The following is a 22,080-nucleotide window of genomic DNA, read 5'->3' as shown; positions in this document are numbered from 1 at the left end:
GAGAGCCGGGAGAGCCGGCGGAGAACCGCGGCCTGCGGGAAGGAGTCAGTCCCGCAGGCCGCCGAGGACCGCCGTCACCAGGTGCTCGCGGACGCCGCCGGGATCGTCCCGGCCCGGATGCCACGTGCAGGCGAGGTTGAGCGCGGCGAGCCGGCCGCTGTCCAGCACCACCCGCACGGCCCGCAGCAGGGCCGGGACGTCCGGCCCGCCGGCCGCCGGGTAGCGCAGGCCCGGCAGGCGGGACGGGTCGAGGACGTCCAGGTCGAGGTTGAGCAGCAGCGGCCCGGGAGGCAGGGTTTCGGGCGTCACCTCGTCGAGGCTCGACCGGGTCACCCCCGAGGACGCCAGGTAGCCGGCCTCGGGCGGGTCGAGGTCGCGGGCGTCCACGAGCAGCACGCGCTCCTCCGGCGGCGGGCGCAGGGCCAGGCGGTCGGCCACGTCGCGGGAGCGGTAGCCGAGCAGGAAGCGCAGCGCCATGCCGCCGAGGTAGCCGGACGTGGTCGTCTCCAGCGTCTGGAGGTCGCCGTGGGCGTCGATCCAGACGATCGAGGGGTCGAGCCCGGCCCGTTGCAGGCCCGCCGTCATGCCGATCGACACCGTGCAGTCGCCGGAGACCACGACCGGCCGCTCCCCCGCCCGCACGGTCCGCTCGACGGTGGTGGCGACGGCGTCGTAGAGCCGCCCGAGGCGGGACCAGACGTCCTGGCCGGGCAGCTCCACGGTGAATTCGGCGACGGGCACGCCGTCGGGCAGCGGCACGTTGAGATCGGGCTGGTGCTCGTCGAGGTGGTACGGCACGTATAAGACCGGCACGTGCCCACGGTAACAGCCGGGCGATCAGTCCCGGGTGATGCGGTCGAGGCGTTCCAGGGCCTCCGCGTACTCCTCCACGAGCCCGAACACCACGTCCTTCGTCGAGCGCACCTGGTTGGTCAGGCCGATGACCTGCCCGGCGGGGAACGTGGCCAGCTCCGAGGCGTCCGAGCGGCCGATCCGGCGCAGGGCGTCCGAGACGAGCATGAACTGCAGCGGCATCGGCAGCGTGCCCGGCGACTCCTGCGACTCCCACGCCTCGGTCCACTCGTTCCTGAGCAGGCGGGCGGGCTTGCCGGTCCAGCTCCGGGAGCGCACGGTGTCGCGCGAGGTGGCCTCCAGGATGCGGCGTTTCGCCATCTCGGGGGTGTCGGCCTCCTCGACGGTGAGCCAGAGCGAGCCGGTCCAGACGCCCTCCGCGCCCAGCGCCATGCCGGCCGCCATCTGCCGGCCGTTCCCGATGCCGCCCGCCGCCAGGACGGGGACGTCCACGGCGTCCACCACCTGCGGGATGAGCACCATGGTCGAGATCTCGCCGGTGTGGCCGCCGGCCTCGGTGCCCTGGGCGACGACGACGTCCACGCCGACCTCGACCTGCTTGAGCGCGTGCCGCGGGGTCGAGGCGAGGGCGGCGACCTTGACGCCGTGCCGGTGGGCGAGGTCCACGACGTCGGCCGGGGGCGGCCCGAGGGCGTTGGCCAGCAGGGCGATGGGGTGGCGGAGCGCGACCTCGACCTGGGGACGCGCGGTGGCGTCGGTCCAGCCCAGCAGCACCCGGCCCGGGTCGGCGTCGGACGACAGGGGCGGCACGCCGTGCCTGCCCAGCAGGTTCTCGACGAACGCGCGGTGCCCCTCGGGGATCATCGCCTGCAGGCGGCCGACCAGCTCCTCGGGGGCGAAGTCGGCGCCCTCGTAGGAGGCGGGCATGACCACGTCCACGCCGTACGGTCTGCCGTCGACGTGGTCGTCGATCCACTTGAGCTCCATTTCGAGCTCTTCCGGGGTGAAGTAGAGCGCGCCGAGCACTCCCATGCCGCCCGCGCGGCTGACCGCGGCGACCACGTCCCTGCAGTGGCTGAAGGCGAAGATCGGGAGCTCGATTCCGAACATGTCCGTGACCCGTGTCCGCATGGCCCGACGATAAGCCGCGCCGCAGCCGAACTGCAACGTGTTCTACTCTAGAACCTTTCGTCGGTAGGTTTCCGGCTTGCAACGCGTTCTAGCGCGGCAGCCGCCGCCAGAGCGGCCGCGGCAGCAGGCGCAGCAGGCCGAACGCCGGGCCGAGCGCCCGCGGCACCCACACGGACGACGCGCCCTCGCGCAGCGCGCGCACGGTGGCCAGGGCCACCTGGCGGGGCGTCGAGGACAGCGGCGCCGGGGGCAGGCCCTTCGTCATCCGGCCGATCACGAAACCCGGCCGGACGATCAGCACGCGCGCGCCCGACCCGTGCAGCGCGTCGCCGAGCCCCTGCGCGAACCCGTCGAGCCCGGCCTTGGCCGAGCCGTAGACGAAGTTGGCCTTGCGCACCCGCGCCCCGGCGACCGACGAGAGCACCACGAGGGTGCCGTGCCCCTGCTCGCGCAGGACCCTGGCGGCGTGCAGGTCCACGGAGACGTGGCCGCCGTAGTTGACCGCGACGGCCTCGGCGGCGGCGGCCGGGTCGGCGTCGTAGTCGTCCTGGCTGCCGAGCACGCCGAACGCGGAGATCACCACGTCGAGGTCGCCCACCAGCTCCACGGCCCCGGCCAGGACGGCGGCGTGCGACCCCACGTCCAGCGCGTCGAACGGCAGGACGTGCACCTCGGCGGCGAGGTCCGCCGGCGGCGTGAGCTCGCCCCTGGCGGCCAGCACGACCCTGGTCGCGCCCAGCCCGACCAGCAGCCGGACGATCTCCAGGCCGATCTCGCTCCGCCCACCCAGCAGCAGCACGCTGTCGACGGCCCCGAGCGCGTTCCTCACGACGCCCCACGCCCCGGAGCGGCGGCCGCCCGGGTCGCGTCAGAAGTGGTGGTCACAGTCGTAGTCTCCTGGACAGGTCCGAGCGGAACAGGCCCTCCGGGTCGGCCTCGTCCCTGATGCTCCGCCATCGTTCCAGTTCGGGGTACATCGACGCCATCATGTCGGCGCGCAGCCGGGCGTCCTTGGCCAGGTACACCCGTCCTCCGGCCTGCGCGACGCGCTCGTCGAAGCCGCGCAGGAGCCCGCTCAGGCCGCGCTGACCGGCCGGGATGTCCAGGGCCAGGGTCCAGCCGGGCACGGGGAAGGACAGGAGACCGCCCGAACCGGGACCGAACCGCTTGAGCACGGTCAGGAACGACACCGTCCCGTGCGCCGACAACGACCCGACGATGCCGCGCAACGTCTCCTCCGCGCCGAACGGCACCACGAACTGGTACTGCACGAAGCCGCGCGGGCCGTACATGCGGTTCCAGCCCTCGACGAAGTCGAGCGGGTGGAAGAACGGCGCGATGCCCTGCGTGACGGTCGCGCTCGCGGGCGCCTTGCGGTACCAGAGCTCGTTGAAGGCGCGCACGCTGAGCCCGTTGAGCAGCCCGTCCGGCGCCCACGGCGGCGCGTGCAGCCGGGCGCGCGGCGCGAAGACCGGCGGCGCCTTGTCCCCGTCGCGCGGCGCGTGGTCGCCCCTGGTCAGGACGCTGCGGCCCATCCGGCGGCCGCGGGCGAGCAGGTCGATCCAGGCCACCGTGTAGCGGTAGCGGTCGTCGGTGCGGGCCATGACGTCGAGCGTCTCGTCGAGGTCGGCGGTGCGCCGCACGTCCACCCGCATCCGGGACGACTCGACGGGCACGCAGCCGAACGTCGCCTCGGCCACCACCCCGGTCAGGCCCATGCCGCCGAGGGTCGCCCGGAAGAGCGGATCGCCGGGGCGCAGCACCCTGGCGGCGCCGTCGGCGGTCACCAGGGTGAGCGAGCGCACGTGCGCGCCGAAGGAGGAGTCGCGGTGGTGGTTCTTGCCGTGCACGTCGGCCGCGACGGCCCCGCCGACCGTGACGTGCCTGGTCCCGGGGCTCACGGGCACGAACCAGCCGCGCGGCACCAGCGCCGTCATCACCTCGTGCAGGCTGACCCCGCCCGCCGCGGTCACGACGCCGGTGCGCTCGTCGAAGCTCCAGGCGTCCAGGCCGGTGCAGTCGAGGACGAGGCCGCCGGCGTTCTGGGCGGCGTCGCCGTACGAGCGGCCGAGCCCGCGGGCGACGACGCCGCGGCCCGGCGCGGCCACGACCAGGTCGCGCAGCTCGTCCAGGGAGCGCGGGCGGCGCAGCACGGCGGGGGTGGGCGAGGTGCGGCCCCAGCCGGTGAGGAACGTGCTCACGCGTAGATCCCGAGCCCCACCAGGACGACCAGCGCGGCGGCGAAGACGAGGGTGGGCCGGTCGCGGATCACCAGTTCCTCGGGCTCCTCGCCACCGCCCCGCTCGACCAGCAGGTTGTGCCGGAGCACCAGGAGCAGGAACGGGACGATGCTGAGCCCGTAGAACACGTTCTCGTGCGCGTTCAGCGCCCACAGGCAGTACGTGACGATCATCGCCCCGGACGCCATGATCCGCACGTGCGTCAGGTACGCGGCCGGGTAGGCGGCCAGCGTGGCCCGCGTCCCCGACACGCCCCGCGACCGCAGCTCGGCCTCGCGCTTGCCGGCCACCAGCTGCAGCGCGGCCAGCGAGACGACCACCAGGAACCAGCCGGTCACCGGCACCCCGACGGCGACGGCTCCGGCGTAGGCCCTGATCACGTGGCATCCGGCGACCGCGATGAGGTCCACGACCTCCTGGTGCTTGAGCCAGGTCGTGTAGGCCAGGGTCAGGGCGACGTACCCGGCGACGACCGCGGGCGACTGCCAGCCGCCGGTGAGCGCGGCGACCGCGGGCGCGAGGACCAGCAGGACGACGCCCGCCACCCGGGCCGTGCGCACCGACACCGCGCCGGAGGCGACGGCCCGGCGGCGCTTGCGCGGGTGCAGCCGGTCGGCCTCCACGTCGGAAGCGTCGTTCAGCAGGTAGGAGCCGCTGGCGGCCAGGCAGAAGGCGGCCAGGACGAGCAGCGCCGCGAGCAGGCGGCCCGGCTGCCCGAGCACCCCGGCCGCCATGGGGGCGGCCAGGACGAGCAGGTTCTTCAGCCACTGACGCGGCCGGGCCGCCCTGACCAGGGCCAGTGCGGGCGCGGGCGACCAGGGCCGGGCGACCACGCCCTGGCTCATGCGGACCGGCGGCCGCGCAGGGCGAGCAGCAGGCCGCCCAGGAGCAGGACGACCCCGACCACGCCGAGCACGATCGGCAGCGTGGTCCTGATCAGGTTGATCTGGCTCTTGCCCTCGGAGGCGCTGTCGACCAGGCCCTTGACCGTGTCGTCGGTCATCTTGGCGGTGGCCACGAACGCCTTGGAGCGCTCGATGCCGTCCTGGCTCTTGAGCACCTCGTTGCGCACCTGCTCCTGCTTGACGGGCGCGCCGGTGGTGGGCTCGATCCAGTAGGTGACGGTGCCGGAGTAGAACCGGTTCAGCTGCACGTCGCCCGAGGTGCCCATGCCGAACCAGGCGGCGGGCGCGTTCAGCGTCTGCGTCCTGGTCTCGGGGACGGTCTGCTCGAACTTGTACGTGGCCAGCCCGTTGACCTGCTCCTCGCCGACGAACCTGGCGTCGAACGCCTTGCCCGCGCTGGCGTTGAAGACCTGGTAGGTCTTCTTCTCCACGTCGAACGGGAACTTGTAGATCTGGCCCTGGAGCTGCACCGGGGCCTTGTCGATGCTGGCGCCGCAGCAGTTGAGGCCGACGCCGGAGCGCTTGTCGAAGGCGCTGCGCCGCTCGCTGAAGTTGATGCCCGGCTTGCTGTTGGTGACGTCGTTGACGGCGGTGAACTCGTCCCAGACGACGCGGTCGTCGTTGGCCTCCTTCACGTCGCCGCGGGTGGTGACGATGATGTCGAGGTCGGCGGTCAGCACCTTGCCGTCCGGGATGCTGAAGTACTGGGCGCCCGTCGCGTGCAGCTTGCTGATGCTGTACTGGTCGCCCTTGGCGGCCATGAAGGCGGGCGCGACCTGGAGACGCACCAGGGGAGCCAGAACGATGAGGAATGCCCCGACGGCGATGAGGACGCTGCCAACGACGACCCGGTTCATGGACCCTCCATGTGCGCAGGTGCACTGACGCCTGTTTGGGTGGTTAAGTACTGAAACGAACTACCTACTCGCCGGTATGTTATTGCGACGAGTGACCGACGTCACCAGGGATGCGGAAACGTGACCGAAACAGGTTCTACTTCGGGCGGGCTGCCGGTGGTCTCAGGACACCAGACCTCGCTCGACGGCGTGCGCGCCGTGGCCGCCTTCGCCGTCCTGCTGTTCCACGTGTCCATGGAGGCGGGGACGGCGCTGGACCCGGGGTTCCTGGGCGGCGTGCTGTCCAGGGGCGAGATCGGCGTGCCGATCTTCTTCACGCTCTCCGGCCTGCTGCTGTACCGGCCGTGGGCGGCTGAGGCGCTGCTCGGCGACCGGGCTCCGGACACCCGCCGCTACCTGTGGAAACGCTTCTTCCGGATCATGCCGGCGTACTGGCTGGTGGTCGCCGTGGCGCTGCTGCTGTGGGGCGACGCGCACCGCGCCGACCCCTGGACGTGGGCGCAGATGTTGTTCCTCGTGCACACCTACGACATCACCCCCTGGTGGTACGGCCTCGGCCCCAAGGGGCTCGGCCAGATGTGGAGCCTCGCGGTCGAGCTGACCTTCTACCTCACGCTCCCGCTGATGGCGGCGGTGCTGCGCAGGTTCGCCCTGCGCGGCGACCCCGACCTGCGGACCAGGGGACGGCGGCTGCTCATCGGCCTGGCCGCCTTCGGCGCGCTGTCCTACGTGTACACGGTCTTCGAGTACTTCCCCGACTACCGGCCCTGGATGAACGTGTGGCTGCCGCGCTCCTGGACGTTCTTCGTGCCCGGCATGGCGCTGGCCGTGCTGACCGTCTGGGCCAGGGCCGAGGACGGCCGCGCGCGGCGGCTGAGCGCCGCGCTGGCCTCCTCCTGGGGCACGTTGTGGGTCATCGCGGGCCTGGCCTACCTCATCGCCGCCACGCCGCTCACCGGGCCGCGCGCGGTCGGCCTGGGCAGCATCTGGACCGCGTTCACCGAGCAGGGCCTCTACACGCTCGTCGCCTTCTGCCTGGTCGCCCCCGCCGCGCTGGCGGCCGGACGGCCCACGCGGGTGCACGAGCTGCTCGGCGGCCGGGTGATGAGCTACCTGGGCCAGATCTCCTACGGCGTCTTCCTGTGGCAGTTCGTCATCCTCTACCTCTGGTACGACTTCACCGGCCAGCGGCCGTGGACCGGCAACCTCCTGGTGAACCTGGTCGCCGTCACCGCCGTCACGGTCACCATGGCCGGGCTCACCCACCGCTACGTCGAGGAGCCGGCCAGGCGGCTGATCCGCCTGGCGCCTCAGCGCGCCGCCGGGCCCGGCTCGCCGAAGGCCACCGCCCTGAGGCAGAACGCCTGACCCTGCGCCCCGGCCGCGGTGATCCGCATGCCCTTGCCCGGCCCGTCGTGCGGCACGTAGAACAGCGCGCCCATGGCGCCGGTCGCGGGCAGCGTGGCCGCCCGCTGCGCCTCGCCGACCTCCACCACGACCTGCACGGGCCGCGGGCTGACGTACGACATGGCCACCACCACGCCGGGCCCGCCGAAGGACTCGACGGGGAACTCCTTGCCCGCCGGGTAGCACTTGCGCCCCTTGACCGCGTCGAAGAACGGCACCACCCGCCCCACCAGGACGAGCTTGCCCGTGTCGTCCAGCACGTACGGCTCCGCCGAGGGCCGCGGGTCGCGCATGCGCTCCCTGGTCGCGTCGTCGGCCAGCGGCGCCAGCACGTACGAGGTCATCCGGCGCTCCCCGTTCCACGGCAGGACGATCTCCGGCGGCACGGGACGGGAGTAGATGTCGGCCTCCCCCGCCGCCGCGGCCAGCGAGGCTCTCGCGTTCTCCAGGTACGTCCTGACCCGGTCGCCGGTGAGCGTGTCGCCGAAGGTGTTGATCGAGATCAGCGACACGACGACGAAGACGGCGGTCAGCGCACCGCCGACGGCCGGCATGCTCGCCGGCACCGGCCGGCGTACGACATCGGGCTCGTCCTCCACCGGCATGACGGCCAGCGCCAGGCAGAGCGCGAAGAGCACGGCGGCGTCGGCGACGTACCGGGTCTCGGCGCCGACCAGGTCCCAGGCGGTGGCCCGCGCGATCACGGTGGGCACCGCGTCGGCGACCACCACGTAGGCCGCCAGGATCGCCCACGCCCGCCAGGCCCGCCTGCGGTACACGCAGGTGACCACGACCAGCGCGGCGAGCACCGCCCACGCCACGGCCACGGTCACCGGGGCCGGGTCGGCCAGCCCGCCGGTCGAGGTGACGCCGCCCCAGCGCAGCGGCCCGCCCACCGCCCCCGTCGGGAAGGTCTCGCCCAGCAGCCTGCGCAGCAGCCCCGGGACCACCTCGGCCTTCGGGCCGGTCAGCGCGTCGGCCCCGGCGGTGTCGCGGCGCAGCCAGTAGAGCAGCGCGTACCCGGCCAGCAGCAGGCCGTGCGCCCACCAGACGGGCCGGCGCAGCTCGGCGAGCAGGGCACGGGCCCACAGGCCACGCCCGAGGTAGGCGCTGCTGACGCCGAGCACCACGAACGGGATGAACACCCCCTTGGTGGAGAAGGCCATCCCGACGGCGGTCCAGGCCAGGGCCCGCCAGCGGCCCTTGCCCTCGCGTACGTACCTGACGTGCGCGGCCAGCGCCGCGATCAGCGCGAGCTGCAGCGGCACGGCGTTGAGCGCGGCCGACCACCAGCTCATGGCGGGCACGGTGAGCGGCGCGAACGCGTAGACGGTCAGCGCGGCGAGCACCGCCGCCCGGTCGCCGAACAGCCGCCGCAGCAGCACCAGGAACATGACCGAGGCCGCCCCCTGGATCGCGACGGTCACGAACGACACCAGCGCCCAGCTGTACGGCGCGACCGACGTGAGCAGCCACACCAGGCCGAGCGCGCCCGGCATGAGGTGCCCCTTGTGCACCCTCATCAGGTACTCCCAGGTCGGCCCGCTGTCGCCGGCCCCGGCCACGAAGAGGAAGTCGTCCTCGACGAAGTAGGCCTTGCTGAGCAGGCTGGCCCGGAACACCAGCGAGATCAGCACGATCAGCAGGCCCACGCCGATGACCGGCCCGGTGCGCACCGCCGGGATGGTGATCTGGAAGGGCTCGGCTCGCTTGACGTCTTCAGCCATGGACGTATCCCTCCACTGCAGTAAGCTCCGCGCCGTGGACACCGAACCGTTCCGAGCGGATCTCGGCAGATCCGTCCGGTTGCTGCGCGCCTTCCGCCTGGAGCAGAGCGACCCCGACTTCTTCTACGGCACCCTGGCCAGGGACACGGTGGCCCAGCTCGCCACCTACACCGACCTGGCCGGCGCGACCGTGGCCGACATCGGCGGCGGCCCCGGCTACTTCGCCGACGCCCTGCGCGCGGTCGGCGCGCGGCCGCTGTGCGTCGACTGCGACGCCGGTGAGATGCGCCTGCGCGACGGCGTGCCGCCCCGCGACGCCGTGCTCGGCAGCGCGCTCGACCTGCCGCTCGCCACCGGCTCGGTGGACGTGTGCTTCTCCTCCAACGTGCTGGAGCACGTGCCCGACCCGCTGCGGATGGCCGAGGAGATGGTCCGGGTGACCCGGCCGGGCGGCGTGGTCTACCTGTCGTACACGATCTGGTTCTCGCCCTGGGGCGGCCACGAGACCTCCCCCTGGCACTACCTCGGCGGCCACTACGCCGCCCGCCGCTACGCCCGCACCCACGGCAAGCCGCCCAAGAACGTCTTCGGCGAGAGCATGTACGCCATCGGCGTGGCCAAGCCGCTGGCCTGGGCGCGCAGGAGGCGCGACGTGGAGGTCCTCGACGCGATCCCTCGCTACCATCCACGCTGGGCCAGGCACGTCGTCCACCTACCTGGCATCCGCGAGCTGGTCACCTGGAACCTGCTCCTCGTCCTGCGCCGCAGGTGAGCGCCGCCGCGACAACCACAGGGCGGCCGCCACGCAGCCCGCGCCGAGCAGGCCGCCGCCGACCGGCGCCACCGTGCCGAGCAGCAGGATCCAGCGCTTGTAGGCGGCCGCCGTCGCCAGGGCCGCGACGACGTCCGGCTCGGCGGTGCGGAAGTCCGCGTCCAGGGCGGTCAGGCGGCCCCGGCCGTCCGCGGTGACCAGCGTCTCGGTCACCTCCTCCAGCGTCCTGACGGGCAGGCCGCTGACCGGTTCGACCCAGTACGTGCGCCGGATCTCGGCGTAGCGGCCGAGGCCGACGTCGCCCTTGCCGGGCAGGCCGAGCAGGCGGCGCGGCAGCGGCGGCGTCTCGCCGGGCACCAACTGGCGCGGCGTGCGCTGGACGTAGCGGTAGGTCTCGACGCCGCGCACCCGCTCGACCCCGTCGAAGACGGCCGTGACCGGGCGGCGCAGGCGCAGGTCGAACAGCGGGTAGTCGCGGCGCTCCGCGTTGAACGGCCAGCGGAAGGCCTGCCCGGTCTGCCGGACGGAGACGTCCTCGTCCAGGTACTCGCCGCAGCAGTTCACGATCTCGCCGGTACGCCGGTCGAAGGCCAGGCGGCGCTCGTGGTAGTCCAGGCGGTGGCCGTCGCGGGTGGCCAGGGAGACCGACTCGCCCCACACCGCGCGGTCGTCGTCGCCGGCCAGCACGTCGCCGATCAGCCACCGGGTCTGGACCAGGTCGCCGGTCGTCTGCCGCATGGTGGCCGGGTCCACGTACGTGGCCGACTCGGCGGTCGCCCTGGTCATGCTCTGCTGTTCCAGGGGGGCCTTGAGCACCCGGTCGTAGACGTACAGGCGGCTCAGCGGGATGAGCGTCAGCAGGAAGGCCCCCACGGCGGCCAGCACCAGCGCGAGGCTCCTTCGGCTCGTGGCGGTCACGGCCGGGGCACCGCCTGTCCCGGCGTCACGTCGCCCAGGCACAGGCCGGGCGGCACGTCGTGCACGACGATCCGGTCCGCGCCGGGCACGGCCAGCACGAAGACCCGGCCGAAGCCCGCGCGCAGCTTCACGTCGGTGGCGCGGTCGCCCATCCACAGGGTGACCGTCGTGTCGGAGCGGGCCGCGTACCCCAGCCTGACCAGGGTGCCCTCGATGCGGGTGACGCGGTTGTCCAGCGGCACCTGGACGGTCCCGCCGGTCACCGGCCAGCACCGGTCGCGGGTCGTGGGCACGAGCGGGATGCCCTGCACGTCCACCGGCCGCAGGCGGCCCTGGTCGTCGAAGACCAGGCCGTCGAGCGCGGCGGGCGGCGCCTGCATCCTGGCCCTGAGCGCGGGCGTGGCCAGCGCGCCCAGCACCCGCGAGGTCAGGCTGTAGGTCCCGTACGAGTTCGGCAGCACCTCCGTCGGCACCAGCCGGTCGTAGATCACGCTGTCGGGGGCCGCCCTGGCCAGCTCGGCGCGGGCGGTCTCGACGTAGCCGTGCCGCCGCTCGGCCCCCAGGTACCCGGCGAAGAGCGTCACCGTGACCAGCGACGCGCCCGCGAACAGCCCGAGCATCGCGCCGGCCGCCCCGGTCACCCGCTCCCGCGCCGGCAGCGCCCTGCGGTACGGCTCCTCCTCGCCGCGCAGCGGCAGCAGCACCAGGCCCACGACCAACGCGAGCAGCGGGACGGCGTCGGCGACGTACCGGGTGTCGGTGCCGACGAACGAGCCCAGCAGGTGGACGCGTCCCCACAACACCGGCAGCGCGTCCGCGACGAGCAGGTAGCCCAGCAGCGTGGCCCAGGCCAGGACCGCCCGCCGGCGGTACCGGCTGGTGACCACCACCAGCGCGGCCAGGACGACGAGGGAGGCGATGACCAGCGGCAGCGGCGGCGAGGCCACCCCCCAGTCGCCGCCCGCGAACCACCGCCACGGCCCGCCGAGCACGGTGGTGGCGAACGTCTTGCCCAGCAGCTCCCACAGGAAGCCCAAAGCCTGGTCGAAGATCGGCAGCGCCCCGGTGTTCGGCGCCGACGACGACCGCTGGACGTAGAGCGCGCCGAAGGCCACCAGCACGGTCGCGTACATGGCCCAGGCGGCCAGGTGGCGGCGCAGCGCGGCGCGCAGGCCGCCGTGGTAGATCGCGGTGAGGGCGAACAGCAGCAGCGGCAGCGCGAACCCCTTGACGAAGCCCAGCAGCCCGACCAGCACCCACAGCGCCGCGGCCACGGCGTGCCGCAGCCGGCCCGTCCGCAGGTGGTGCCAGTGCGAGGCGACCGCCATGGGCAGCGCGACCTGGAGGAAGACGGTGTTGAGCCCGGCCGCCCACCAGGCCAGCGCGGGCACGGTGACCGGCGCGAGCAGGAAGACCAGCAGCGGCACGAGCGTCGCCGGCCGCCTGCCGAAGACCACCCGCAGCATGCGCAGCACGCCCAGGGCGGCCAGGGCGTGCAGCGCCAGCACCGTGCCGGCCGCCCACCCCCAGTCGAAGGGGTGCAGCCGGGAGACCAGCCAGGCCACCAGGAAGCCGCCCGGCATGAACTGGCCGAAATGGATCCGGGTCAGGTAGTCGAAGGACAGGCCGCCCTCCATCGCCCTGGCCACGAACTCGTAGTCGTCCTCCTTGAAGTACGCCTCCTGGACGACGGCCGCCTTGCCCGCCACCGAGGCGGCGATGAGCACGAGCCCGGCCAGCAGGACGCCGTGGCGGCGGGCCCACCGGGCGGCACGCGCCACCGGGCCGGGAACCGTGATGACGGTCCCCGGACGCGGCTTGATCGTGTCGGTCACGGAACACTCGTCATGGTCGGGCCGCCTGCGGCGACGGTGATCGGTACGGTGGTCTGCCGGGCCGGCGCGCGTCTGGCCGCCACCTCGACGAGGAGCTGCCCGAGCAGCGGCAGGCAGAGCAGCTGCGCCCACAGGCCGCCCGCGCCGAGCGCCACCGCGACCGTGGCGGCCAGGTAGAGCGCGAGCCCGCCGGGCGGCCCGAGCAGCAGGGTCCAGCGCCGCCGCCCGCGCAGGTGCTCGGCCTCCCGCAGCGGACGCGACCAGGCGCCCAGCACGAACGCCACCCCGGCCACGCCCGCCCCCGCCGGCCCGCCGACCCAGTAGCCGAGCGCCACGGCGAACATCGCGACGTGCCGGATCCGTGGCCGGGCGGCCAGGACGGGCGCCAGATGGCGTCCCGGCCGGCCCCTGCCCACCAGCGCCAGCCCGGCGACGAGCAGCGCCAGCGCCCCGCCCGCGGCGAGCCCCGCCCGGTATGGCTCGTCCGGCTCGTAGGTGAGCGTCACCGTCCCGGCCGTGAAGGCGGGCAGGAACCAGGCCTGCCGCCAGCCGTCGAGCCGGACCGGCTTGAGCGCCGCGGCCCCCAGCGTGGCCTTCCAGCCGGCGTTGAAGTTCTCGTTGACCACCAGGTAGGCGTCGTCCTGGACGTTCACCTGGACGACCCGCTCGCCGGCCGCCCACGTGGTGACCGGCGTGCGCCGCATGACGGTGGGCCCGGCCGCGGGGCTGCCCGGCTCGTGCCGCACGACCGCCGACTCGACCCGGTACGACTCGCCCGGCCGCACCGACAGCCGGGTCGGACCGGCCACGAGCTGGAGCCGCTCGCAGGTCTCGAAGGTCACCGGCCGACCGGTGACCACGTCGTGCAGGGTGCCGCCGGTGACGGCGGTGTGCACCTCGTTGCCGTCGATGGTGAGCGTGGGCCCGAAGCCGCACGGCAGCGTGAGCTTGAAGCCGGTCAGCGCGCCGAGCGGCCGCACGCCGGGGAAGGCCACGTCGCTGATCTCGATCGGCCGGCCGCCGGACGCGCCGAACTCCAGCGCGACCTTCCTGGCCCTCATCTCGGGGAATCGGACGAGCCCGTCCGTGCCGACCCAGCTCTGCCGGACGCCGCCTTCCGCGCGGATCGTCACCCGGACGGGAGGGGCGCCGAGGTAGGAGTCGGGCGTGATGACGCGGATCCGCGACAGCTTCGTCTCGCGGGCCAGCTCAACGTTCAGCGTGGGCCTGGGGTCGAGCGGGTCGGCGAACCAGGCCGTCTTCGGGTCGCCGTCGAAGGCCCAGCGGCCGCCCGCCGCGCCGCTGTCCACCGCGGTGGAGGAGGCGCGCACGGTCAGGGAGTCGCCGGGCAGCGTGCTGAGGCGTTCGATCGTCGCGCGGTCGGTGACCGTGGCGCGGCCCGAGATGCCGTATGCGCCGTCCTTGCCGGTGACGAAGGAGCGGTCGAAGCCGTTGCCGTCGTCGCCCAGCACCTCGTGGCCCTTGGCGCAGCTCCAGGCGGCCGAGCCGCGGACGCAGCCGGGCACGTCGCCGGTCCTGGCGACCGCGATCGTGGCCGGCTCGCCGGTGTCCTCGCGCGGGTCGGGCACGACGATCGAGCGTCCGGGCCGGACGCCGGGGATGGCCAGCTCGGTGATGCCGACCCGGCCGCCGAGGCGGTTCGCCGGCTCGTACGCGGTGGCGACGACCTTCACCCGCAGCCGCTCGACCGGCCCCTTCGGCACGGCCAGCTCCTGCGGGTCGGCGGTCGCGCGCACCTTCTGGCGCAGCGAGCCGGCGCCGGTCTCCACGACGACCTCGCTGGGCGGCGGGCCGATCGGCGAGTTCTCGAACGCCACCTGGATCGTGGGGATCGTCAGCGGCTCGGCGAAGGTCACCTCCAGCCACTCGCCGACGGCGCCGTTCCAGCCGGTGGAGCGCCAGCTCGTGCGGCGGTCGCCGTCCAGGGCGGCGAAGGGCTGGTGGCCGGGCTCGCGGCTGTTCGCCGCGGCGCCGACGTCGGCCTCGGAGCTGGAGGCGGTGACGCCCGCGACGCCGGTGAGGCCCGCCGTGGAGACGTACCGCGCCCAGCCGGGGTCGAGCAGGTCGCTGGAGGGCGAGCTGCCGCGCAGGGGCTCGTCGGCGGTGAGCGTGGCGCTGGCGTTGCGGCGCAGGTCGGCGAAGGCGACCTCCCTGCGGCGCAGCGTGTCGGTCAGGATCGTGTCGTGCGCGGGCACCTTGACCACGCCCGCGTCGTCGTTGAGCAGGACGGGCCGGTCGTCGTCCAGGAGGCCCTGCTCGGCCAGGGAGAGCACGGACTCCGGCGCGCCGCCGACGCGCAGCGGGCGGGTGGCGTCCACGGTGCCGACCAGCGGCGCGGCGCCGGCCACGCGGTAGATCTCGACGGCCGGGTAGGGCTGGTCCAGCCAGGCGGCGGCCCGGCCGTACTGGGCGATGCCGACGCCCGGCCCCATCTGGGCCACGAGCGAGACGCCGGGCGAGTCCTCCAGCGCCTGGTGCACCCGGGCCGGCCAGGCCGTGCCGATCGTCGCCCGGTCCAGGTCGTTCCGGACGACCAGGTACGACACCCCCATCCGGCGCAGCGTGGCGGCCAGCCCCGGCGAGCCCTTGCCGGTGGCCAGGCGGTCGTCCACGGCGGCCATGAGCCGCGAGATGCCGGCCGAGCCCCACGGCACGATCGTGTGGGTGGCCCAGCGGGCCTGCGAGAGCGCCTGCAGCGGCTCGTCCAGGGGGCGGCCCCACAGGTACTCGCCGCGCTTGGCGCCCGGCACGGCCAGCACCATGCCGTCGCCGGCGTTGCGGTTGAGCCAGGTGATGGCCTGCCGCCAGTAGTCGGGGATGGCGGTGAAGCCGCCGGCGGGGGCGAGACCGGCGTACAGGACGGGCAGGCCCGACAGGGTCACGAGCCCGGCGGCCAGCACGGTCAGGGGCGTGCGCAGGCGCGGGCGGGCCAGTGAGAGCAGCCCGGCCAGGCCGAGCGCGACCGGCAGCCTGATCAGCGCGTCGAACTTGTGCAGGTTGCGGAAGGCGGCGAGCGGGCCGTCGAGCAGCCCCACCATCACCTGCTCGTGCGGCGTGCCGGGATGGCCGGTGGTGATGATCGCGATCCCGCACAGCAGGCTGATCAGCAGGAACGGCCGCTCGGGCAGCCGGCGCAGGGTGAGCCCGGCCAGGCCGAGCGCGGCCACGGCGGCGGTGACCACGATCAGCCACGGGACGGTGGACTGCTGGTGGGCGTCGGGCAGCCAGGTCTGGCCGTCCACGGTCAGGAAGCTGAGCCAGCTCGACGTGCCGCGCAGCGCGTTGACCAGCGACGTCACGCCGGTCGTCGCGGTGGCGGTCTCGATGTAGGGCAGGAACGAGAAGATGTAGCCGCCGAGCGTGAGCAACGGCACGGCCCACCACAGCGAGGCGAGCGCGACCAGCGGCAACCACCAGGCGATCAGGCGGCGTTTGACCGGCCCGCCGCGCCTGGTCAGCAGGTAGATCATCGGCACCACGAGCACGGCCGCCTCGGCCACCGCGTTGACGCCGCCGCAGAACAGGAAGGCGAACGCCGACAGCGCCGCCGCCCGGCGTGGCGTCAGCTCGCCCTTGGCCCCCTTGACCAGCGGCAGCAGGATCCACGGCAGCACGGCGCTGGGCAGGAACTCCGAGGAGTTGATGCCGATCAGCGCTTGGGCGTGCGGCGCGAGCGCGTACACGAAGCCGGCCAGGACGCGGGTGTGCGGGCCGCCGACGCCGAACGCGCGGGCGAGCTGGACCACGCCGAGGAAGGCGACGCACAGCACGAGCGACATCCACAGCCGCTGGACGGCCCACGACTCCATGCCCAGCTTGAGGAAGATCGCGTAGAACGGGCCCATCGGGAACAGGTAGCCGTACGCCTGGTTCTGCAGGTGGCCGAAGTAGGCGCCGTCCCACAGGTGCAGCGCCCGGCCGAGGAAGCCCAGCGGGTTGACCGCCATGTCGAGCTTCGTCTCGGGGATGATCTTCTCGGTCGAGGTGTTGAACGCGATGGCGCCGAGCAGCAGACAGGAGGCGAGCAGCCGCAGCCTGTGCCTGATCCGGGCCTCGTAGCTCTCGACGGTGGAGTCCCCGCGTTCCCCCGGGGGTCCAGGCGAGGCTTGGGTCACTGAGGGGCTCCGCCGCAATCTTGGAGTTTCGCCAGGATAAGTCCGGTCATGTTAGCCCCAGTTCGGGCCCACGTAAATTCCCCGGCCCAGGCGCGGCAGGCCGCGGCCACCTCCGCCCGCCGCCGCGGGTCGGCCAGCTCCTCCAGCGCGCGGCCGGTCACCTCGGCCAGGCTCTCGCCGTCCCGTACGAGCCAGCCGGTGACGCCGTCCCGCACGGAGTCGCGCAGCCCGGCCACGTCGTAGGCCACGGTCGGCACGCCGAGCGCGGCGGCCTCGATCACGGTCAGCCCCCAGCCCTCGAACTCCGAGGCCGTCACGTTGAGCCGGGCGGCGGCCAGCAGGGCGTTCTTGCGCGGCTCGGGCAGGAAGCCGTGCAGCTCGACCCGGCCGTCCAGGCCGCGGCCGGAGATCCGGGCGGCCAGGGCGTCGCGCTCGGGGCCGCGGCCCACGACGTGCACCCGCAGGCCCGGCCAGGCGTCGCCGAGCTCGGCGGCCAGGTCCACGACGCGCTCGATGCGCTTGTGGCCGATCAGGCGGCCGGCGTACACGAGGGCGGGCTCGCCCACGGCGGCCGGCGGCTCGCTGCGCGCGGGCTCGGCGCAGCCGTTCGGCACGACGGTGACCGGCGCGAGCCAGCGCAACTTCGTGGCCAGGTCGTGCCTCGACGACTCCGAGACGGTGACCGTCAGGCAGCGCCGGTAGACCAGCCGGGCCACCTCGCCCTCCACGAAGCACCCGATCCGGGCCAGCCAGGCGGGCAGGAAGGCGTGGAACTGCCGGTCGTGGACGTGGTGCACGAGGCTGATCACGGGCGTGCGGCGGCGGACGACGAGCGGGGAGAAGAAGGGGATGCCGTTCATGGTGTCGATGACGACGTCCACGCGCCGCCGGTGGATCAGCAGCCAGAGCGGGACCAGCAGGTAGACGAGGTACGGGTTGCCCATCCTGCGCAGGTCGACGCCGTCGAGCATCTCGGCGCGGCGCTGCCCGCGCTGGCGGCCGGTGAGGAACACGACCGAGGCCCCCTGGGTCAGCAGGAACCGGCTGACCTGCCAGGCGTACTCCTCGGCGCCGCCGGCCGTGGACTGGCAGGGTTCGCGGAAGTTGAGCATCGCCACGCGGACGCCCGCGAGTGGCCGCTCTCCCGCCGTCGCGTCGTTGGTCCGCGGCTCGATCAGCCGTGCCGTGTCCGCCTTGCGCTCACCGGTAAAGACCACCATCACTCCTCGTCGGCGGGCATGCGGGCATGGCGGAGCCACACTCCGTGCTCGCTGTGTATGGCCCCGCGTCAAGCGGGATGGATCACCTGGTGCCGTAGTTGTAGAGCGGCTGGTTGGGCGGGGTGAGCGACGGTGAGGCCACGTTGACCACCGCGACGGAGGCTCCGACCGCCAGCAGGGCTCCTATCGCCAGGGCCACGAGAAGTCGCAACACGAAGCTCTCCCTTCCTTCCGGTGACGCGGTGTGCCGAGACTAGAACGTGTTTCGTCTTGAATCCATAACATTGGTCAAACCGTGATAAAGCAAGTTACCCTCCGGTACATCATGAAACAGCCGGTCAACGCCGCAGCAAGCGCAGCTCTTCGCCGTCGAAAACCGTTCTCCAGCCGGGCGGCGCGGACGGGAACCCGTTCTCGCCCGCGGCCATGAGGAGATACCTGGCGGGCAGGTCGCCGTAGGCGCCGGCGACCAGCAGGTCACCGGTCAGGCGGTTCAGCGGGTCCTCGCCGCGCACCCGCAGCCGGCCGCCGCCGGGCAGGCCGACGAGCAACGTGTCGTCCCAGAGCACCCGGCGCCGGAACAGCTTGGTCGCCGGGTCGAGCACCACCCGGCCGCCGTTCCAGGGGAAGGCCCGGTGGGCGCCCCACGGCAGCGACACCAGCGGGCCCGGCGCGGGGTCGCCGTCCACGATCCGCTGGACCGCCGTCCATTCCGCCGGGTACGTCACCGCCTCCAGCCGGCCGAACGCGCCCAGCGCGAACGTCGGCATCGCCAGCACCGGGGCCAGCACCCCGACCAGCGCGAGCGCGCCCGACCGCAGGACCGAGGCCAGGCCGACCGCCGTCAGCAGGGCCAGCGGAGCCAGGTATGCCTGGCCGTCGCGCAGCGGCCCGAACCCCGGCCACAGGGCGATCAGCCACTTGAGCGCCTCGCGTCCCGGCTGGAACGCGCCCAGCCCGGCGACGCAGAACCCGGCGGCCGCCGCCACCGCCAGGCCGCCCCACCAGGCGGGCCGTTCCGGGGCCGCGCGGAGGCGGGCGTAGCCGTACAGGCCGGCGAGTACCAGGAGGAGCCGGGCGGTCGCCGTCCACCACGCCTCCTGGCCCGGCAGGCCGGCCTCGGCGTTCCAGATGCCGCCGAGTGAGAGCAGGCTGCCCAGCACGCCGAAGGGCCCGTCGGCGCGGGCCGCGAACGCGTCCACGCCCGCCGGGTCGGTCGCCGCGCCCGAGCCGAGCGCGGGCACCGCCCACGGCAGGCTGTACGCGACCAGCACCCCGGCGGCGACCGGCACCCTGCGCCGGGCGACGGCGATCGGCATCAGGGTGAGCCAGGACACCAGCATCGCCTGGAACCCGCCCACCGCCGCCGGCAGCAACGCCACCCCCAGCCGCCCGAACCGCGCGAACCCTCCGGGGGTCTCCCGCGTGAGCGCGCGGATCGCCCACGGAAGCCCGGCCACGCCCAGCAGCAGGGCCCACTGGCCGAGCATGAGCCGCTGGGCGAGGTAGAGGTTCCAGGCGTAGAACGCGGCGGCCACGAGCCGGGCGAGCCTGCGCTCCGGCGGAACCAGCGCCGCCGCCCCGGTCGCGGCCAGCACGAACACGGCGACCAGGGCCGCCTTCTGCACGATCTCCACGGGCAACGCCCGGGACAGCAGCGCCACGACCAGGTCGCTGGGCACCGCCCGGGGGAAACCGCCGCGGTCGGGCCACAGGGGCGGATCGGGCACGAAGAGCAGGTCGTACCGGAGCACCAGCCCCCAGCCCAGCGCCGGGCCGAGCGCCAGCACCGCCAGCCCCAGCCCCAGCGCCGCCGGCCCCCAGCGGCCCGCACGGCCTTCGCGCACCGTGACACCGCCTCTCCCTCGTGCCAGGACCGGCAGTCCGGGCACAAGGGAGATTAGCTGCCGACGCCTCACATGTGTTACTTACCGGGCTCGGGGTCCCGGGGCAGGCCCAGCATGCGCTCGCCGATGATGTTGAGCTGCACCTCGGTGGTGCCGCCGTAGATGGTCATGGCCCTGGTCGCGAGCACCGCCCGGTTCCAGTAGCCGGCGTCGCCGAGCTTCATGTCGGCGGCCACCACGGCCTGGGCGCCGAGCAGGCCGACGGCCGTCTCGGAGACGTGCTGGGCGTGCGAGGTGGACAGCAGCTTCCGTACGGACGCGTCGGCGCCCGGCTCGTTCCCGGCCAGCTGCTTGAGCGTGACCCGCAGCGACAGCGCGTTGATCGAGTGCCCCTCGCACACGACCCCGGCCACCTCCTGCTCCTCGGCCGGCGTGAGCTCGCGCCCGAGCCGGCCGATCAGCCCGAGCAGGTCGGGCACGGACGCGCCGGTGCCGCCCGATCCGGACGACAGCGAGACGCGCTCGTTGGACAGCGTGTTGCGGGCGACCTTCCAGCCGTCGCCGACCTCGCCCACGACCAGGTCGTCCGGGACGAAGACGTCGTCGAGGAAGACCTCGTTGAACAGGTTCTCGCCGGTCATCTCGGTCAGTGGCCGGACCGTGACGCCGGGCGCCTTCATGTCCACCAGGAAGTACGTGATGCCCTCGTGCTTGGTGCCCTCGGAGGAGTTGCGGGCGATGCAGATGCCCCATTCGGCCACGTGGGCGACCGACGTCCAGATCTTCTGGCCGTTGAGCCGCCAGCCGCCCTCGACCTTCTCCGCCTTCATCTGCAGCGAGGCCAGGTCGGACCCGGCGCCCGGCTCGGAGAAGAGCTGGCACCAGATCATCTCGCCGCTGAGCGTCTTGGGCAGGAAACGTTCCTGCTGCTCGGGCGTGCCGTACACGGCGATGGACGGCACCACCCAGGCGCCGATGATCATCGCGGGCAGCCTGACCTTGGCGGCCTTGAGCTCCTGGGCGATGAGCACCTGCTCCAGCGGCTTGGCCGCGCGGCCCCACGGCCTGGGCAGGTGGGGCATGACGAACCCGCGGTCGGCGAGCGCCCGCTTCTGCTCCTGGCCCTCAAGGCGGGCGATCTCGGCGATCTCCGCACGGATGCCCTCGCGCAGCTCCTCGGCGCCCTCGGGCAGGTCGATCTCCATCTCCCGGCCGACGCCCTGCAGCGCGAGCGCGGTCACCGAGGCGGCCCATTCGGCCGACGAGCCGAGCAGGGCGCGCAGAGTGAGGGCGCGCCGGTAGTAGAGGTGCACGTCGTGCTCGAAGGTGTAGCCGATGCCGCCGAACGTCTGGATCGCGTCCTTGGCGCACTGGACGGCCGCGTCGGGGGCCATCACCCCGGCGACGGCGGCGGCGTACTCCAGCTCGCGGCCCTCGGCCCTGGTGGCGTCCCAGACGGTGGCGCGGGCCTGCTCAAGGGCGACGAGCATCCGGGAGATCTTGTGCTTGATGCCCTGGAACTGGCCGATCGGGCGGCCGAACTGCTCGCGTACCTTGGCGTAGGCGGCGGCGGCCGTGACGCACCAGGACGCCAGCCCGGCGGCCTCGGCGCCGAGCAGGATCGCGGCCAGGTTGAGCACGTCGGGGCTCTCCACGCCGTCGAGCACGCGCTCGGCGGGGACGCGCGCCTCCGACAGCTCCACCTTGGCCACCGGCCGGGTCAGGTCGAGCGACCGGACCGGCGTGACGGTGACGGCCGAGGCGTCGACGGCGATCCACTCCTCGCCCTCGGACGTGGTCACCGGCAGCACCAGCACGTCGGCCAGCGAGCCGGCCAGCACCGGGTCGGCCGTGCCGGACACGACCAGCGAGCCGTCGTCGGCACGGGAGCCGGTGAGCGAGCCGGACAGCGCGACGGCGCCCGTCAGCGTGCCGTCGGCGAGGGCTTCGAGCAGGTCGTGCCGCTTGGAGGCGTGGATGACCGCACTGGCCAGCACGGTCGGCACGTACGGGCCCGGGGCGAGCTTCTCGGCCAGCGCCTCGACGGCGACGGCCGCCTCCAGCAGCCCGTAGCCCGAGCCGCCGGACTCCTCGGGCAGGTGCAGTCCGAGCAGCCCCTGCTCGGCCAGGCCCGGCCAGAAGGGCGGACGTTCGTCCGACCCGGATCGCAGCAGCTCCGAGGGGATGTTCCGGTCGGCCCAGCCGCTCACCGAGTCGCGGAGCGCCTCGTGCTCCTCGCTCAATCCGATCGCCATTGCTCATCCTCCAGCCA

The 22,080-nt window shown here is 73.6% G+C and carries 16 protein-coding genes; 2 read left to right on the top strand and 14 right to left on the bottom strand.

Annotation, left to right across the window (positions count from 1 at the left end):
- Positions 1–45: 45 nt before the first annotated feature.
- From ACWEJ6_RS03610 to ACWEJ6_RS03585, 6 genes are all read right to left on the bottom strand, one after another.
- Positions 46–813 (bottom strand): arginase family protein, encoded by a 768-nt coding sequence (locus tag ACWEJ6_RS03610; protein ID WP_452420966.1) that lies wholly within the window; start codon positions 811–813, stop codon positions 46–48.
- Positions 814–837: 24 nt separating this feature from the next.
- Complete coding sequence (locus ACWEJ6_RS03605) at positions 838–1,944, bottom strand: NAD(P)H-dependent flavin oxidoreductase (RefSeq protein WP_352323097.1); 1,107 nt, start codon at positions 1,942–1,944, stop codon at positions 838–840.
- 88 nt (positions 1,945–2,032) lie between these two features.
- The gene (locus tag ACWEJ6_RS03600) at positions 2,033–2,773 is read right to left on the bottom strand and encodes an SDR family NAD(P)-dependent oxidoreductase (RefSeq protein WP_452420964.1); all 741 of its coding nucleotides are present in this window, start codon (positions 2,771–2,773) and stop codon (positions 2,033–2,035) included.
- Between the two features lie 52 nt (positions 2,774–2,825).
- A complete protein-coding gene (locus ACWEJ6_RS03595; protein WP_452420962.1) occupies positions 2,826–4,145 on the bottom strand; it encodes an FAD-binding protein in 1,320 nt (439 codons plus the stop codon).
- Positions 4,142–5,029, bottom strand: coding sequence for a decaprenyl-phosphate phosphoribosyltransferase (locus ACWEJ6_RS03590; protein WP_358282860.1), 888 nt, complete (start codon positions 5,027–5,029; stop codon positions 4,142–4,144). Before ACWEJ6_RS03590 ends, ACWEJ6_RS03595 begins: the two co-directional genes overlap by 4 nt.
- Positions 5,026–5,946, bottom strand: coding sequence for a DUF3068 domain-containing protein (locus ACWEJ6_RS03585; RefSeq protein WP_358282858.1), 921 nt, complete (start codon positions 5,944–5,946; stop codon positions 5,026–5,028). The genes ACWEJ6_RS03590 and ACWEJ6_RS03585 overlap by 4 nt, the downstream gene beginning before the upstream one ends.
- A gap of 120 nt (positions 5,947–6,066) precedes the next feature.
- Here ACWEJ6_RS03585 and ACWEJ6_RS03580 point away from each other — a divergent pair, with 120 nt between their 5' ends.
- Entirely contained in the window at positions 6,067–7,314 is a 1,248-nt protein-coding gene (locus ACWEJ6_RS03580) for an acyltransferase family protein (RefSeq protein WP_452420959.1), read from the top strand.
- Here ACWEJ6_RS03580 and ACWEJ6_RS03575 read toward each other — a convergent pair.
- Positions 7,257–9,080 carry an ArnT family glycosyltransferase gene (locus tag ACWEJ6_RS03575; RefSeq protein WP_452420957.1) on the bottom strand — a complete coding sequence of 608 codons (1,824 nt, stop codon included), beginning with the start codon at positions 9,078–9,080 and terminating at the stop codon, positions 7,257–7,259. The genes ACWEJ6_RS03580 and ACWEJ6_RS03575 overlap by 58 nt on opposite strands.
- A 34-nt stretch (positions 9,081–9,114) precedes the next feature.
- Here ACWEJ6_RS03575 and ACWEJ6_RS03570 point away from each other — a divergent pair, with 34 nt between their 5' ends.
- A complete protein-coding gene (locus tag ACWEJ6_RS03570; RefSeq protein ID WP_358282852.1) occupies positions 9,115–9,852 on the top strand; it encodes a class I SAM-dependent methyltransferase in 738 nt (245 codons plus the stop codon).
- Here ACWEJ6_RS03570 and ACWEJ6_RS03565 read toward each other — a convergent pair.
- From ACWEJ6_RS03565 to ACWEJ6_RS03535, 7 genes are all read right to left on the bottom strand, one after another.
- Positions 9,793–10,770 (bottom strand): DUF3068 domain-containing protein, encoded by a 978-nt coding sequence (locus ACWEJ6_RS03565; RefSeq protein ID WP_452420954.1) that lies wholly within the window; start codon positions 10,768–10,770, stop codon positions 9,793–9,795. The genes ACWEJ6_RS03570 and ACWEJ6_RS03565 overlap by 60 nt on opposite strands.
- A complete protein-coding gene (locus ACWEJ6_RS03560; protein ID WP_452420952.1) occupies positions 10,767–12,605 on the bottom strand; it encodes a hypothetical protein in 1,839 nt (612 codons plus the stop codon). The genes ACWEJ6_RS03565 and ACWEJ6_RS03560 overlap by 4 nt, the downstream gene beginning before the upstream one ends.
- Complete coding sequence (locus tag ACWEJ6_RS03555; protein WP_452420950.1) at positions 12,602–16,741, bottom strand: alpha-(1->3)-arabinofuranosyltransferase domain-containing protein; 4,140 nt, start codon at positions 16,739–16,741, stop codon at positions 12,602–12,604. The genes ACWEJ6_RS03560 and ACWEJ6_RS03555 overlap by 4 nt, the downstream gene beginning before the upstream one ends.
- Complete coding sequence (locus tag ACWEJ6_RS03550; RefSeq protein WP_452420948.1) at positions 16,738–17,961, bottom strand: glycosyltransferase family 4 protein; 1,224 nt, start codon at positions 17,959–17,961, stop codon at positions 16,738–16,740. The genes ACWEJ6_RS03555 and ACWEJ6_RS03550 overlap by 4 nt, the downstream gene beginning before the upstream one ends.
- An 82-nt stretch (positions 17,962–18,043) precedes the next feature.
- Positions 18,044–18,175: a hypothetical protein gene (locus ACWEJ6_RS03545; protein WP_260477562.1), complete on the bottom strand. Its 132-nt coding sequence runs from the start codon at positions 18,173–18,175 to the stop codon at positions 18,044–18,046.
- Between the two features lie 124 nt (positions 18,176–18,299).
- Complete coding sequence (locus tag ACWEJ6_RS03540; RefSeq protein WP_452420946.1) at positions 18,300–19,808, bottom strand: hypothetical protein; 1,509 nt, start codon at positions 19,806–19,808, stop codon at positions 18,300–18,302.
- A 77-nt stretch (positions 19,809–19,885) separates the two neighbouring features.
- A complete protein-coding gene (locus ACWEJ6_RS03535) occupies positions 19,886–22,063 on the bottom strand; it encodes an acyl-CoA dehydrogenase (protein ID WP_452420944.1) in 2,178 nt (725 codons plus the stop codon).
- Positions 22,064–22,080: the final 17 nt, after the last annotated feature.

The sequence above is a fragment of the Nonomuraea sp. NPDC004702 genome (assembly GCF_053601695.1).
The sequence above is the reverse complement of the archived record's forward strand: the minus strand, read 5'-3'. Positions and strand labels throughout refer to the sequence as shown.